The 14,138-nt window shown below is 68.7% G+C and carries 17 protein-coding genes; 16 read left to right on the top strand and 1 reads right to left on the bottom strand.

Annotation, left to right across the window (positions count from 1 at the left end):
- The 16 genes from ACFWF3_RS05855 to ACFWF3_RS05780 form a co-directional block, all read left to right on the top strand.
- On the top strand, window positions 1–1,152 hold a 1,152-nt coding region (locus tag ACFWF3_RS05855), incomplete at its 5' end, for a ketosynthase chain-length factor (RefSeq protein WP_379312636.1).
- Window positions 1,149–1,406: an acyl carrier protein gene (locus ACFWF3_RS05850; protein WP_378992514.1), complete on the top strand. Its 258-nt coding sequence runs from the start codon at window positions 1,149–1,151 to the stop codon at window positions 1,404–1,406. The genes ACFWF3_RS05855 and ACFWF3_RS05850, both read left to right, overlap by 4 nt.
- An 11-nt stretch (window positions 1,407–1,417) precedes the next feature.
- The gene (fabG, locus tag ACFWF3_RS05845) at window positions 1,418–2,194 is read left to right on the top strand and encodes a 3-oxoacyl-ACP reductase FabG (protein WP_378992513.1); all 777 of its coding nucleotides are present in this window, start codon (window positions 1,418–1,420) and stop codon (window positions 2,192–2,194) included.
- Window positions 2,195–2,207: 13 nt separating this feature from the next.
- Window positions 2,208–3,158, top strand: a complete 951-nt coding sequence (locus tag ACFWF3_RS05840) for an aromatase/cyclase (protein ID WP_379312635.1) — start codon at window positions 2,208–2,210, stop codon at window positions 3,156–3,158.
- Entirely contained in the window at window positions 3,155–4,012 is an 858-nt protein-coding gene (locus ACFWF3_RS05835) for an alpha/beta hydrolase (RefSeq protein WP_378992511.1), read from the top strand. The genes ACFWF3_RS05840 and ACFWF3_RS05835 overlap by 4 nt, the downstream gene beginning before the upstream one ends.
- A 16-nt stretch (window positions 4,013–4,028) precedes the next feature.
- Window positions 4,029–5,612: an acyl-CoA carboxylase subunit beta gene (locus ACFWF3_RS05830; RefSeq protein ID WP_379312634.1), complete on the top strand. Its 1,584-nt coding sequence runs from the start codon at window positions 4,029–4,031 to the stop codon at window positions 5,610–5,612.
- 9 nt (window positions 5,613–5,621) lie between these two features.
- Window positions 5,622–5,789: a hypothetical protein gene (locus tag ACFWF3_RS05825; RefSeq protein WP_379312633.1), complete on the top strand. Its 168-nt coding sequence runs from the start codon at window positions 5,622–5,624 to the stop codon at window positions 5,787–5,789.
- 3 nt (window positions 5,790–5,792) lie between these two features.
- Window positions 5,793–6,185, top strand: a complete 393-nt coding sequence (locus ACFWF3_RS05820) for a lipocalin-like domain-containing protein (RefSeq protein ID WP_379312632.1) — start codon at window positions 5,793–5,795, stop codon at window positions 6,183–6,185.
- Window positions 6,169–6,921 carry an SDR family NAD(P)-dependent oxidoreductase gene (locus ACFWF3_RS05815; RefSeq protein WP_379312630.1) on the top strand — a complete coding sequence of 251 codons (753 nt, stop codon included), beginning with the start codon at window positions 6,169–6,171 and terminating at the stop codon, window positions 6,919–6,921. Before ACFWF3_RS05820 ends, ACFWF3_RS05815 begins: the two co-directional genes overlap by 17 nt.
- Entirely contained in the window at window positions 6,914–8,455 is a 1,542-nt protein-coding gene (locus tag ACFWF3_RS05810; protein ID WP_379312629.1) for a phytoene desaturase family protein, read from the top strand. The genes ACFWF3_RS05815 and ACFWF3_RS05810 overlap by 8 nt, the downstream gene beginning before the upstream one ends.
- A complete protein-coding gene (locus tag ACFWF3_RS05805) occupies window positions 8,455–9,006 on the top strand; it encodes a pyridoxamine 5'-phosphate oxidase family protein (RefSeq protein WP_379312628.1) in 552 nt (183 codons plus the stop codon). Before ACFWF3_RS05810 ends, ACFWF3_RS05805 begins: the two co-directional genes overlap by 1 nt.
- A 65-nt stretch (window positions 9,007–9,071) precedes the next feature.
- Window positions 9,072–10,040, top strand: coding sequence for an alpha/beta hydrolase (locus tag ACFWF3_RS05800; RefSeq protein WP_379312626.1), 969 nt, complete (start codon window positions 9,072–9,074; stop codon window positions 10,038–10,040).
- 39 nt (window positions 10,041–10,079) lie between these two features.
- Window positions 10,080–10,616: a bifunctional adenosylcobinamide kinase/adenosylcobinamide-phosphate guanylyltransferase gene (locus ACFWF3_RS05795; RefSeq protein WP_379312625.1), complete on the top strand. Its 537-nt coding sequence runs from the start codon at window positions 10,080–10,082 to the stop codon at window positions 10,614–10,616.
- A gap of 39 nt (window positions 10,617–10,655) precedes the next feature.
- Window positions 10,656–11,771 (top strand): nicotinate-nucleotide--dimethylbenzimidazole phosphoribosyltransferase, encoded by a 1,116-nt coding sequence (cobT, locus tag ACFWF3_RS05790; RefSeq protein ID WP_379312637.1) that lies wholly within the window; start codon window positions 10,656–10,658, stop codon window positions 11,769–11,771.
- Window positions 11,768–12,517: an adenosylcobinamide-GDP ribazoletransferase gene (locus ACFWF3_RS05785; RefSeq protein WP_379312623.1), complete on the top strand. Its 750-nt coding sequence runs from the start codon at window positions 11,768–11,770 to the stop codon at window positions 12,515–12,517. The genes cobT and ACFWF3_RS05785 overlap by 4 nt, the downstream gene beginning before the upstream one ends.
- Window positions 12,518–12,650: 133 nt before the next feature.
- A complete protein-coding gene (locus ACFWF3_RS05780; RefSeq protein ID WP_378636506.1) occupies window positions 12,651–13,364 on the top strand; it encodes an MBL fold metallo-hydrolase in 714 nt (237 codons plus the stop codon).
- A gap of 61 nt (window positions 13,365–13,425) precedes the next feature.
- Here ACFWF3_RS05780 and ACFWF3_RS05775 read toward each other — a convergent pair.
- A partial coding sequence (locus ACFWF3_RS05775) for a branched-chain amino acid aminotransferase (protein WP_379312622.1) occupies window positions 13,426–14,138 on the bottom strand: 713 nt, incomplete at its 5' end.

Genomic DNA, 14,138 nt, shown 5'->3' with positions numbered 1-14,138 from the left:
GTGCGCGGGGGCCGCAGTGGCATCGGCCGACTCACCCGCTTCGATCCGGCGGGCTACCCGGCCACGCTGGCCGGTGAGATCGACGACTTCGATCCCCAGCAATACCTGCCCAATCGCCTTCTGCCTCAGACAGATCAGGTGACCCGCCTCGCTCTCGTCGCGGCCGAATGGGCACTGGCCGATGCCGGCATCGACACCGGCGAGCTCGACGACTTCGACATGGGCGTGCTCACCGCCTCGTCCTCGGGCGGTTTCGAGTTCGCGCAGAAGGAGCTCGGGAATCTCTGGAGCCGGGGTAGCCGTTTCGTCAGCGCCTATCAGTCCTTCGCCTGGTTCTACGCGGTCAACAGCGGCCAGATCTCCATTCGTCACGGTATGAAAGGGCCCAGCGGTGTCCTGGTCAGCGACCAGGCAGGCGGCCTCGACGCGATCGCCCATGCGCGCAGGCAGATTCGCCGAGGCACCGCGCTGATGGTGTCGGGCGCGATGGACGCCACGCTGTGCCCGTGGGGCTGGGCGGCACTGTGGACGAGCGGCCGGTTGCACGCGGGCGCCGATCCCGACGCCGCCTACCTGCCGTTCGACGCGCGGGCCGCGGGCCATGTCCCGGGCGAGGGCGGCGCGATCCTGATCCTCGAGTCGGCGGCGGCGGCCACCGCCCGGGGAGCGCGCAGCTACGGCGAGATCGCCGGATACGCCGCGACGTTCGATCCCGCGCCCGGAACCGGTCGCGAACCGGCCCTGCGCGCGGCGATCGAACGGGCGCTCGCCGATGCCGGACTCGCGCCGAGCGATATCGACGTGGTGTTCGCCGACGCCGCGGGTCTGCCCGAGCACGATCAGATCGAGTCCGACGCCATCACCGCGGTCTTCGGTCATCGCGGCGTCCCCGTCACCGCACCGAAAACCATGACGGGACGGCTGTATTCGGGAGCGGGCCCCCTCGATGTCGCCACCGCGCTGCTCGCCATGTCGACCGGCGAGATCCCACCGACGATCAACGTCACCCCGAACGCCGACTCGCCACTGGCCCTGGTGGTCGGTGGGGTGCGGCACGCGACGGTGCGTGCCGCACTCGTCCTGGCACGCGGCTATGGCGGATTCAACTCCGCCATGGTCGTGTCCGCACCCGAAGGAAGGGAAATCTCATGACATTCACCCTCGACGACCTGACCCGGATCCTCCTCGAAGGCTCCGGCGAACCCGAGAACGTCGACCTGGAGTCCGACATCCTCGACCTCACCTTCGACGATCTCGGCTACGACTCCCTCGCGATGCTCGAGACCGCCAGCCGCGTCGAACGCGAATTCGGGGTGACCCTCGACGACTCGACCGTGATCGAAGCGACCACACCGCGCACCTTTCTCGACGCGGTGAACGCCCTTCTCCCCGTTCGCACCCCCTAGAAGGAGTCATCATGTCGAAAATGCACGCAGTGGTCACCGGTGCCACCAGCGGTATCGGGCTGGCCGTGGCCCGGCTGCTCGCCGGCAACGGGCACACCGTCTACCTCGGCGCGCGCACCGCGGAGAACGTCGCCACCACCGTCAAGGAGTTCACCGAAGCCGGCCTCGAGGTGGACGGCAGCGCCGTCGACGTGCGTTCGGGTGAGTCGGTGCACGAGTTCATCGAAGCCGCCACCGCCCGGTTCGGCCCGGTGGACGTGCTGGTCAACAACGCGGGTATCAGCGGCGGCGGCGTCACCGCGGACCTGGTGGACGAGATCTGGGACAACGTCATCGACACCAACCTCAACAGCGTCTTCCGGATGACGCGCGAGGTGCTCAACACCGGCGGGATGCGCCACCGCAGCCGCGGCCGGATCATCAACATCGCCTCGACCGCGGGCAAGCAGGGCGTGGTGCTCGGCGCACCGTACTCGGCGTCCAAGCACGGTGTCGTCGGGTTCACCAAGGCACTCGGCAACGAGCTCGCGCCGACCGGCATCACCGTCAACGCCGTCTGCCCCGGCTACGTGGAAACGCCGATGGCACAGCAGGTTCGGCGCAACTACGCGAGCCTGCAGCAGAGCACCGAGGACGCGGTGATGGCGAAGTTCACCGCCAAGATCCCGCTCGGCCGCTACTGCACTCCGGAGGAAGTGGCGGGCCTGGTCGGCTATCTCGCCTCCGACACCGCCGCGTCCATCACCGCCCAGGCGATGAATGTCTGTGGCGGACTCGGGAATTACTGAAAGGGGATCGACCATGTCCGCATCCGTATCCGTCACCACCACCGGCCATGCCGAGCATTCGATCGAGATCGCCGCGCCCGCGGCGACCGTCTACCGGCTGCTCGCGGAGGTGGAGAACTGGCCACAGTTGTTTCCGCCCACCATCTTCGCCGACTACCTCGACAACGACGACCGCGAGCAGCGCATCCGGATCTGGGCCACCGCGGGCGAGAGCGTCAAGCATTGGGTGTCGCGCCGGGTACTCGATCCGGAGCAACGCCGCATCGAGTTCCGCCAGGAGGTCAGCAGCGCGCCGATCGCCGCGATGGGCGGCACCTGGATCATCGAGGCGCTCTCGGTGAACCGGAGCAACGTACGCCTGCTGCACGACTACCAGGCCACCGAGGAAGACCAGCTGAGCTGGATCGACCAGGTGGTCGACCGCAATTCGACCACCGAGCTCGCCGCGCTGAAGCGCAATATCGAACTCGGCGACGCGGGCACCGACGCGACGTTCTCCTTCGAGGACACCGTCGAGGTGGCGGGCACGGCCGCCGATGTGTTCGGGTTCATCAGCCAAGCGCAGCTGTGGCCGGAGCGGCTGCCGCATGTGGCGGGGGTCGAGCTCATCGAACCGGGTCCCGGCATCCAGTCACTGGCGATGGACACGGTGGCGATGGACGGTTCCCAGCACCGCACCATGTCGTATCGCATCGTGTTCCCGGACACCATGATCGCCTACAAGCAGCTGACCATGCCCGCGCTGATGACGCTGCACACCGGGTACTGGACCGTGCGGCCGTCCGAGGGCGGGGTGGCGGTGTCGTCGCAGCACAGCGTGGTGATCAACACCGACAACATCACCACGGTCCTCGGTCCCGACGCCGATGTGGCGACCGCGAGGGAGTACGTGCAGCGGGCGCTGAGCACCAACAGCATGGCCACCCTGGCCCATGCCAAGAAGTTCGCCGAGGAACGGTCATGAGCTCCGCGGAGGCGAGCGCGGCACTCCTGTCCCCGGGCGTGCACCGGATCACCCTGGACGCGGCGGGAATTCCGATGTCCGGCCTGCTCAGTACGCCCGCCTTGGCCCTGCCTCGTGCCACCATCGTCGCCCTGCACGGGGCAGGGATGTCCGCCGCGTACTTCCACGGCCGCGCCCACCCGGACGTGTCGCTGCTCAGCACCGCCACCCGGCTGGGCTACGCGGTGCTGGCATTGGACCGTCCCGGCTACGGTGCCTCGGTCGACGCCCTGCCGGACGGTCAGTCGCTGACCGACCAGGCCGAGACCGTGCGTGCCGCGCTCGCCGACTTCACCGCCGACAACGAGGTCGGCGCCGGGATGTTCCTGCTCGGGCACTCCTTCGGCGGCAAGCTCGCCCTCACCATGGCGACCGAGAGCGAGTTCTGCGGCGTCGATGTCTCGGGCTGCGGGCACCTCTACAGCGAGGACACCGAAACCAAGATGTGGCAACGCAATTGGGGCGATCTCCAGTTGTATCCGCCCGGCACCTTCGCCCGGTCGGGCGCGGCGGTGGACTCGACGCCGATACTGGAACTGGTCGACGCCGCCGCCTGGCCGCAGACCTTCGCCGAACTGGCCGATCGCATCCGGATTCCGGTGCGGTTCAGCTTCGCCGAGCAGGAGAAGTGGTGGCGCACCGACGATGCCGCGCTCGCCGACCTGTCCGCCCTGCTCGCCTCGGCGCCCCGCCGCGGCTTGACCCGCGTCCCGCAGGCGGGCCACAACATCAGCCTGGGCTGGGCGGCCAGGGCCTATCACACGAGTGCGCTGGCCTTTTTCGAAACCTGCCTGCTCGACCCCATCGCGGCCTGAGCGAGAGGACACCGCTGTGACCGAGGAATACACGCTGCCGTTCACCTCCGACGGTGACCTCGACCGGATCGACGAACTGCGCCTGCGTAAGGAACTGGCTGAGCTCGGCCCCGATCCGGCCGCGACCGAGCGCCAGCACGCCAAGGGCAAACTGACCGCCCGCGAACGGATCTCGCTGCTGCTCGATCCGGACTCGTTCACCGAACTCGAACCGTTGCGCAGGCATCGGGCCACCGGGTTCGGCCTCGAGCACAGCAGGCCCTACACCGACGGCGTGGTGGCCGGCTGGGGCACCGTCGACGGACGCACCACCTTCGTCTACGCCCACGACTTCCGGATCTTCGGCGGTGCGCTGGGCGAGGCGCACGCCGAGAAGATCCACAAGGTCATGGATTTGGCGATCACCGCGGGGGCGCCGCTGGTGTCGCTGAACGACGGTGCGGGCGCCCGGATCCAGGAGGGTGTCGCCGCCTTGGCCGGCTACGGGGGCATCTTCCGGCGCAATACCGCAGCCTCGGGGGTGATACCCCAGATCAGCGTCATGCTGGGGCCCTGTGCGGGCGGGGCCGCCTACTCCCCCGCCCTGACCGATTTCGTCCTGATGGTGCGCGGCACCTCGCAGATGTTCATCACCGGGCCCGAGGCGGTCACCGCCGTCACGGGCGAATCGGTGACCCTCGACGGATTGGGCGGCGCCGACATCCACGCCGAGCGCTCCGGTGTCGCGCACTTCGTCCACGACGACGAGGCGACCTGCCTCGCCGATGTGCGCTACCTGCTCTCCTTTCTGCCACAGAACAACCGGGAACTGCCGCCGGTGGTGCCCACCGACGACCCGGTCGATCGGCCATGCCCCGCGCTCGGCGATCTCGTCCCCGACACCGGGACCACGCCCTACGACATCCGCGCGGTGATCGCCGAAATCGTCGACGACGGCGCGTATCTGGAGATCCAGGAACGCTGGGCCGCCAATATCGTCATCGCGCTGGCCCGGATGAACGGTCAGACAGTCGGTTTCGTCGCCAACCAACCACAGTGCCTGGCGGGCACTCTCGATATCAGCGCCAGCGAGAAGGCCGCACGCTTCGTCCAGATGTGCGATGCGATGAACATCCCGCTGGTCACCCTGCTCGATGTGCCGGGGTTCCTGCCCGGGGTCGGCCAGGAACACAGCGGCATCATCCGGCACGGCGCGAAGCTGCTGTACGCCTACTGCAACGCGACCGTGCCGCGGATCTCGATCGTGCTGCGCAAGGCCTACGGCGGCGCCTACATCGTCATGGACTCGCGCAGTGTCGGTGCCGATCTGGCGCTGGCCTGGCCGACCAACGAGATCGCGGTGATGGGCGCACAGGGCGCCGCGAACGTGGTCTTCCGCAAACAGATCGTCGCCGCCGGCGACCCCGACGCGGCCAGGACCGAGCTCGTTGCCCGGTACGCCCGCGAGTTGATGCATCCCTACTACGCCGCCGAGCGCGGCCTGGTCGACGACGTCATCGACCCGGCCGACACCCGTTCGATCCTCATCAGATCACTGAACATGCTGCGCGCCAAGCATTCCGAGCCGCCGGTGCGCAAGCACGGCAACCCACCCCAGTAGGAGGACCACATGTCCGATTCCCCAGCGCTGGTCGATTCCCGAATCGATCCGAGCGAAGAGATGATCGCCGCCGTCGCCGCGGTGTTGCTGACCTATGACGAGCAGGCCGAAGAGCTGTCGCCGCCCCAGGCGGTGTTGCCCTACACCCGGTTTCGCGATCCGCGCGGCTGGCGCTAGCCCATGCCCCGACCCGACGATCTGATCGGCACCTGGCAACTCGCGTCGTTCCACGACACCGATCCCACGGGCACGCCGACGCCCGGCCCACTCGGCGCCGAGCCCGCCGGGTTCCTCACCTACACCGCGTCCGGCCACCTCTCGGTCGCGATGATGCGCACCGCCCCCGGCGAACCCGCGTTCATGGGATACGCGGGCCGCTGGCGCGTCGACGACGGCGTCCTGCGCCATCACATCCTCGTCTGCTCACGCACCGACTGGGTCGGCGAGGAACAAGTCCGCATCGCCGAGCTGACCGACGGTCTGCTCACCATCCGCACCACCCCCGACAACGGCCGCGTCGTGCAGTGGCGCAGGGCCGAAGCAGCACAGGAGAAGCATGCGATTCGAAGGTAAGACCGCTCTGATCACCGGATCGAGCGAGGGCATCGGCTACGCGATCGCGGCGGCGCTGGTCGCCGAGGGCGCGAAAGTGGTACTCACCGGGCGCCGCGAGAAGGAACTGGCCGAGGCGGCGGACACCCTGGGCGCGGCCTGGATCAGCGGCGACATCGCCGATCCGGACACCGCGCACCACGCCGTCGACCACGCGGTCGAGCAGTTCGGCGGCCTCGACCTCCTGGTGTGCAATGCCGGAATCCTCATTCCCGGTGCGATTTTCGCCCAGCCGATGGCGGAAGTGAACCGGATCATCGACGTCAACCTGCGCGGCACCATCGCCACCGTCGCCGCGGCGGTGCCCGCGCTGGCCAAGCAGACCGGTTCCTCGATCGCGGTCATCTCCTCCGCCATCGGCCGCAAGCCGGGACCGGGCACCGGCATCTACGGCGCTACCAAGGCAGCCCTGCAATACCTGGTGCCGACGTGGGCAAGCGAACTCGGCCCCAGGGGAATTCGAGTCAACGGCGTCTGTGCCGGCATCACCGAGACCCCGGGCTTCCGCGCGGGCGCCGAGGCGATCGCGGGACTGGAGGAAGGCGTCGTCGCCACGAACGTGATCAAACGCATCGCCACCGCCGACGAGGTCGCGGCGCCGGTACTGACCCTGCTCGATTCCGCGGGCGCCGGTTTCGTCACCGGCTCGATCTGGGACATCGACGGCGGCTACGGACTCGGAGCACACCATGGCTGACCATGACGTGATCGTCGTCGGGGCGGGGCACAACGGCCTCACCGCCGCCGCCTACCTCGCCAAGGCGGGCCTGGATGTCGTGGTCCTGGAGGCCAAGTCGGAGATCGGCGGTGGCGTCGTCAGCGAGGCGGTGACCCTGCCCGGCCACCAGCACGACCTGCACGCCGCCGCACACATCTTCATCCACGGCAATCCGATGATCCTCGACGACGAACTGGGCCTGCTCGCCGAGCACGGGCTGAGCTATGTCTATCCCGACCCCAGCATGTCGGTGGTGTTCCCCGACGACGACTTCATCGCCTTCTATCACGACGTGCACAAGACGGCAGAGACGATCGCGCGGATCTCCCCCGTCGACGCCGAGAACTACCTGCGTTTCTACGAATTCGCGAGCCCGCTGCTCGACCAGCTGCTGCCCGCGATGTTCCGCCCGCCGGCCCCGCTCGGCGCGCTGTTCGCGCAGCTGGAACAGTCCGAGATCGGTCAGGAGACGATGCGGGTGCTCATGATGAGCTACCTCGACGTCTGCCACGAATGGTTCGTGCACCCGAAAGTCAAAGCGGCCCTGTGCCGTTGGGTGTCGGAGCTGCTGATCTCGCCGGACGAGGGCGGCACCGGCGCCTTCCTGCTGCTGATGGTGCCGTTCATCCATCGCTACGGCATGGGTTTCGCGGTGGGCGGCTCGCAGTCACTGTCCGACGCGCTCGCCGCCGCGCTGCGCGGCTACGGCGGCACCATCCACACCGGCGCGAAGGTCGAGCGGTTCCGGTTCGACGGCGACCGGGTCACCGGGGTGCGCTGCGCCGACGGCACCGAGTTCAGCGCGCGTCGCGCTGTCCTGGCCGACCTCAATATCAAGCAGCTGCCCGCGATGGTGGAGCACCGATTCGGCGCCGAGTGGGAGCGCAAGGTCGATCGGATCAAGTCCGCCGGTTTCCGCCTGGTCGCCGGGCATCTCGTCCTGAGCGAGGCGCCCGAGTTCCGTGCCGGGCCGGAGGTCACCGAAGCCGGTTTCCAGGAGGTCGCCCTCGATCTGCCCGACCTGCTGCGTACCTTCGACCAGCTCAAATACGGCGAACCGGTGCACACCATCCCGACGGTCTCGACCGCCACCCGCTGGGACCCCAGCAGGGCTCCCATCCCGCATCACACGCTCTACCTGCTCGGTTACGCCCCGATGGAGCTGGCCGAGGGCGATTGGGACAGCCGCAAGGAGGAGATCTTCGATCAGGTCTTCGCCACCTTCGCGCAGATGACCACGAATATCGGCCCCGATCAGGTGCTGTCGCGGGTGGTGCACAGCCCGTTGGACATGGAGCGCTACAACGACGCCTGGGTGGACGGCGATCCCGGCCACTTCGGCTGCCAGCTGTTCCAGTTCATGGGTATGCGACCGCTGCCGAACATGGGCTACCGGCTGCCCGCCGAGGGCTTCTATCTCGTCGGGCCGTCCACTCATCCCGGTCAGGGTGTCACCGGTGGCGCGAGAGCCGCCGCGCTGGCGGTCCTCGCCGACCTGGGGATGGGCGCCTGATGAACATCGAACCCGGCCCCGCCGAAGTCCAGGAAGCGATCACCGAGCTCCTGCGCACCGAGGAGCTCGCCGCATTGGCCACCATCGACGAGCAGGGCGCGCCGTCGACCTCGGCCATGCACATCGCCGCCGACGGTCTCGTCGCCTACATGCACACCTTCCAATTCAATCGCAAACACGCTCAGATGCAACAGAATCCGAATGTCAGCTACGTGGTGAGCCATATTCCACCCGGCGGTTTCGCGGGTCGCCACGCCATTCATTCGGTGCAGATCCAGGGTCGCGCCACGCTGGTCACCGATCCCGCCGAGATCCAGCGTGCCGTCACCCTGAGCTTCGAGCAGTTCCCGTGGCTCGCCGATATCTCGCTCTACGACAATGTCAAACTCCCCGACGAAGGCCAACAGGTGTTCTATCGCATCGAACCGACCCGCGGACTGTGGGCCGATCACCGGGTCCGCCAGCTCTGGCGGGTGTTCCTGGAATTCAGCTACGACGGCCGCACCGTCACCGGTTGCCGCCCTTACCATTCGGCGCGCCGAACCGGGTGAGTTCAGGCTGTGAGGTCGCACAGTCTGCTTGACTCGGCCTATCGGAAACTGATCAGCTGGCTGATGTGTTCAACGTTGGGTGGGGAAGATCTCGTCGGCTGAGCCGAGCTCTCACGATCGTCGCGACGGCCGTGGTCGTGTCGTTCATCGGCACCTCCGCGGCCGTTGCCGCGCCGCCGGTGATACGTACGCCCGCAGGCGGTTTCGCGGATTTGATCGTGCCGTCGAGCATGGGCCCGATCAAGGTCCAGGTGCAATGGGCGGCGCGCGGCGGCAGCTCGGCGCTGTATCTGCTCGACGGTCTGCGCGCCCCCGACGACCACAGCCAATGGACCACCGACACCGATGCCCTGCGCCAATTCGCCGGCGACAACGTTACTTTGGTGTTCCCGGTCGGCGGCCACTCCAGCTTCTACACCGACTGGTACCGGCCCAGCAGCACCAACGGCCAGAAGACGACCTACCGGTGGGAAACGTTCCTCACCCGTGAACTACCCGATTTCCTTGCCAGATATGGGGTCTCGCGTACCAACAACGCCATCGTCGGCGCGTCCATGGGCGGCAACGCCGCACTCACCCTCGCCGCCCACCATCGTGATCAGTTCCGCTTCGCCGGTTCGTTCTCCGGCTTCGTCAACCCGACCTACCCGATGTGGAACCAGGCCATGCGCGTCGCCATGCTCGACGAGGGCAATTTCAATGTCGACGACATGTGGGGCCCGGCCGGCGACCCCGCGTGGGCCCGCAACGACGCCACCGCCCAGGTCGAGCGGCTGCGCGGCCTGCCCCTCTATGTGACCACCGGCAACGGCATCCCCGGCGCCGCCGATGTCCCCTACGGCCTCGGCAACACCCTCAACGCGATGAGCCTCGAGGCGATGACGGTGGTCGCCGCGGGCATCTTCCGCGACCGGGCCACCGCCCTCGGGGTCTCCGCCCGTGTCGACATCGTCAACGGCACCCACAACTGGCCGTACTGGCAACAGGCCCTCACCACCGCTCGCCCGATGATCTTGGACGCGCTGTCGGCCTGACGCCGAAGCCGCGCCGTGGCCGATTGCTACCGTGCTGACATGTCAGACAGGTCCCCCTCGGCCCGCGTCCTCGTGCTCGGCGGCGCCCGCTCCGGAAAATCCGCCTTCGCCGAGGCCGTGCTGACCGACGCACCCTCGGTTCGCTATTTGGCCACCGCCGTGGTCGATCCCGCCGATCACGACTTCGCCGACCGGATCGCCGTCCACCGTGACCGCCGCCCCGAACACTGGACGACCGTCGAGAACACCGAGCCCGCAACGGTTCTCGCCACCGCGGCGCCCGCGACCCTGCTCGACGACATCGGCACCTGGCTCACCGCCCGCCTCGACGCCCGCGACGCCTGGGACGCACCGCGCGGCACCGTCACCCCCGACTGCGACACGCTCGTCGAGGCTGTCGCGGCCTACCGGGAACGGCTGGTGATCGTATCGCCCGAGGTGGGCATGGGCGTGATCCCCGCAACCCGCTCGGGGCGGCTGTTCCGCGACGAGATCGGCGCGCTGAACCAGCGTCTCGCGCGGGCGTGCGACGAGGCGTACCTCATCGTCGCCGGGCTGCCGCTTCGATTGAAATGAGCCGGGTCGGTCGCCGCCGTGCACCGTGATCCGGGCAAGATGGGCGTCGAACACCCCGTACCACCTCCGAAAGGCTTGCCAGTGACGCACGGATTCGACCCGGTCGCGGCCCCGGACGCGCAGGTACGCGCGGCGGCTGAGCAGCGCCAGACGCAGCTCACCAAACCGGCCGGATCACTGGGACGGCTCGAGGAACTCGGCAACTGGGTCGCCGCGTGCCAGGGCGTATGCCCACCCCAGCAGTTCGAACGCGCCAGGGTCGTGCTGTTCGCGGGCGACCACGGCGTGGCGAAGCACGGTGTCTCGGCGTATCCGAGCGAGGTCACCGCGCAGATGGTGGCCAATTTCCTGGCGGGCGGCGCGGCCGTGAACGCGCTGGCCGCCGTGGCGGGCGCGACCGTGCGGGTCGTCGACATCGCCGTCGACGGTGACACCGAACCCTCGGTGGCCCAGCACAAGGTGCGTCGCTCGAGCGGCTCCATCGATCGCGAGGACGCGCTCACCGACGCCGAGGTCACCGCCGCACTGGCCGCGGGTCGCGCGATCGCCGACGAGGAAATCGACGCGGGCGCCGACCTGCTCATCGCCGGTGACATGGGCATCGGCAACACCACCCCCGCCACCGTCCTCATCGCCGTCCTCACCGGCACCGAACCCGTCGCCGCGGTCGGCCGCGGCACCGGCGTCGACGACCGGGGCTGGATCCGCAAGGTCGCCGCCATCCGCGACGGCATGCGCCGCGCCCGCCCGGTCGCCACCGACCCCGTCGACCTGCTCCGCGTCGCGGCGGGCGCCGACTTCGCCGCCATGACCGGTTTCCTCGCCCAGGCGGCCGTCCGTCGCACGCCCGTGCTGCTCGACGGCGTCGTGGTCACCGCCGCGGCCCTGGTCGCCGAGGACCTCGCCGCGGGCGCGAAAGCGTGGTGGCTGCCGGCCCATCGCTCCACCGAACCGGCTCACGACCTGGCCTTGAAGCACCTGCGCCTGACCCCGCTGATCGACCTCGAGATGCGCCTCGGCGAAGGCTCCGGGGCCCTGACCGCCCTCCCTATCCTGCGGGCCGCGGTCGCTACCCTCGCCGAGATGTCGACCTTCGCCGACGCGGGCGTCAGCACCTCGGCCGAGGAATCGGACACCGTCGACCTGGCCAAGTGAACGCGCTCCGGCTCGCGGTCTCCTGGCTGACGATCGTCCCGATCACCGGCCCGGCAGTCGTCGACCGGCGCACAGCGGGCCACGCGATCTCGCTCGCCCCGCTGATCGGGCTCGCTCTCGGAGCGTTCGCGGCGGGCGCCCTCTGGTCACTGGTCAGCGCGGGCCTGACCGCCCTGCTCGCCGGTCTCCTCGTCGTCGGCATGCTCGCCCTGCTCACCCGGGGCATGCACCTCGACGGCCTGGCCGACACCGTCGACGGGCTCGGCAGCTATGGTCCGCCCCAGCGCGCCCGCGAGATCATGAAGTCCGGCGGTGCGGGCCCGTTCGGCGTGGCCGCGCTCATCTTCGCCGTCGCCGTCCAAGCGGTGGCTTTCGCGACGCTGGCCGATCAGCACCGCTGGCTCGCGCTCGTCCTCGCCGTCACCGTGAGCCGGGTCGCCGTCGTGCCTGCGTGCCGCACCGGCATCCGCGCCGCCCCCGACGCCGGTTTCGGCGCGTTGGTCGCGGGCACGCAGCCGCGCGCCGTCGTGCTGATCTGGACCGCGATCGCCGTCGGCATCGCGGTGTGGGCGGTGCCAGACAACCTCTGGCTCGGCCCCGTTGTCGTGATCGCCGCCCTCGCGGCGACCGTTGTGGTCACCCGGCACTGTGTCCGCCGTTTCGAGGGCCTGTCCGGCGATATTCTCGGCGCAGTAGTGGAGATCACGGTTTCGATTGCCGCAGTGGGCTTCTCGCTGGCGTTATAGCGAAACGCTCAGTTACCGCAAACTCGTACTGGTCACAAGTCCAGGATATCGGCGATTGTGTGCTCCCACAGACCGTCCGGTCAACGGTACTCGGGTGCGTCGCCAGCACACCGGTGGCAATACAGTGGAGCGCATGTCATCCGAGCGCCTCTACTTCCGCCAGCTGCTGTCCGGCCGGGATTACGCCGTCGGCGATCCGATCGCCACGCAGATGCGCAATTTCGCGTATCTGATCGGCGACCGGGAGACCGGCGAGACCCTCCTGGTCGATCCCGCCTACCAAGCGGCCGACCTGGTCGACGTCGCGGAGGCCGACGGCATGCGCGTATCCGGCGTGCTCGCCACCCACCATCATCCCGACCACGTCGGCGGCACCATGCTCGGTTTCACCCTCGGCGGCGTGGCCGAACTGCTCGAGAAGACCAGCGTCCCGGTCCATGTCAACAAGCTCGAACTGGACTGGGTCGCCCAGACCACCGGCATCGCCCCCAGCGAACTGACCGGCCACGACCACGGCGACAAGGTGAAGGTCGGCGCCTTCGAGATCGAGTTACTCCACACGCCCGGTCACACCCCGGGCAGCCAGTGCTTCCTGTTCGACGGCCGCCTCATCTCCGGCGACACCCTGTTCATCGACGGCTGCGGCCGCACCGACTTCCCCGGCGGCGACACCGACGAGATGTTCCGCAGCCTGCGCCAACTCGCCGCTCTCGACGGCAACCCCGTCGTCTACCCCGGCCACTGGTACTCCGAAGCCCCCAGCGCCGCACTGTCCTCCGTCCGCGAGTCCAACTACGTCCTGCGTCCGAAGTCCCTCGGCGAGTGGCAGGCGCTGATGCCGGGCTGAACGAACAGCAGAAGAGCGGGCCCCTACGCCAGGGACCCGCTCTCGAATGCTGTTGTGACGCTTACAGAGTCCGCATCCACCCGTGGGTGTCGGCGAAGGTGCCGCGCTGGATTCCGGTCAGCGTGTCGCGCAGCGCCATCGTCACCTCACCGGGTTCACCACCGCCGATGGCGAACTCACCCTCACCGGACTTCACCCAGCCGACCGGCGTGATCACCGCCGCCGTTCCGCAGGCGAACACCTCACTGATCTCCCCGGATTCGGCGCCCTTGCGCCATTCCTCCACCGAGATCTTGCGCTCCTCCACCGGGTAGCCGGAGTCGGCGGCCAGGGTGAGCAGCGAGTCGCGGGTGATACCGGGCAGCAGCGAACCCGACAGCTCGGGGGTCACCAGCCGCGCCTCCGAGCCGGTGCCGAACACGAAGAACAGGTTGTTGGTGCCCATCTCCTCGACATAGCGACGCTCGCAGGCGTCCAGCCAGACCACCTGGTCACAGCCCTCGTCGGTGGCCTGCGCCTGCGCGAGCAGCGACGAGGCGTAGTTGCCCGCCACCTTCGCCTCACCGGTGCCACCGGGAGCCGCGCGCACGTACTCGGTCGACAGCCACACCCGCACCGGCTTCACACCGCGCGGGAAGTAGGCCCCGGCAGGCGAGGCCAGCAGCAGGTACTTGTAGGCCGACGCGGGCTTCACGCCCAGGCCCGCCTCGGTGGAGAACATGAACGGCCGCAGGTACAGCGAGTCCTCGCCACCGGCCGCGGGCACCCAGTCGG

This window comes from Nocardia sp. NPDC060220 (genome assembly GCF_042727815.1).
Lineage (GTDB): Bacteria > Actinomycetota > Actinomycetes > Mycobacteriales > Mycobacteriaceae > Nocardia.
The sequence above is the reverse complement of the archived record's forward strand: the minus strand, read 5'-3'. Positions and strand labels throughout refer to the sequence as shown.

Coding starts and splice junctions, on each gene's coding strand:
- fabG (WP_378992513.1), top strand. CDS start 1,418: ATGTCGAAAATGCACGCAGTGGTCACCGGTGCCACCAGCGGTATCGGG.
- ACFWF3_RS05850 (WP_378992514.1), top strand. CDS start 1,149: ATGACATTCACCCTCGACGACCTGACCCGGATCCTCCTCGAAGGCTCC.
- ACFWF3_RS05810 (WP_379312629.1), top strand. CDS start 6,914: ATGGCTGACCATGACGTGATCGTCGTCGGGGCGGGGCACAACGGCCTC.
- ACFWF3_RS05815 (WP_379312630.1), top strand. CDS start 6,169: ATGCGATTCGAAGGTAAGACCGCTCTGATCACCGGATCGAGCGAGGGC.
- ACFWF3_RS05840 (WP_379312635.1), top strand. CDS start 2,208: ATGTCCGCATCCGTATCCGTCACCACCACCGGCCATGCCGAGCATTCG.
- ACFWF3_RS05780 (WP_378636506.1), top strand. CDS start 12,651: ATGTCATCCGAGCGCCTCTACTTCCGCCAGCTGCTGTCCGGCCGGGAT.
- cobT (WP_379312637.1), top strand. CDS start 10,656: ATGGGCGTCGAACACCCCGTACCACCTCCGAAAGGCTTGCCAGTGACG.
- ACFWF3_RS05820 (WP_379312632.1), top strand. CDS start 5,793: ATGCCCCGACCCGACGATCTGATCGGCACCTGGCAACTCGCGTCGTTC.
- ACFWF3_RS05835 (WP_378992511.1), top strand. CDS start 3,155: ATGAGCTCCGCGGAGGCGAGCGCGGCACTCCTGTCCCCGGGCGTGCAC.
- ACFWF3_RS05795 (WP_379312625.1), top strand. CDS start 10,080: ATGTCAGACAGGTCCCCCTCGGCCCGCGTCCTCGTGCTCGGCGGCGCC.
- ACFWF3_RS05805 (WP_379312628.1), top strand. CDS start 8,455: ATGAACATCGAACCCGGCCCCGCCGAAGTCCAGGAAGCGATCACCGAG.
- ACFWF3_RS05825 (WP_379312633.1), top strand. CDS start 5,622: ATGTCCGATTCCCCAGCGCTGGTCGATTCCCGAATCGATCCGAGCGAA.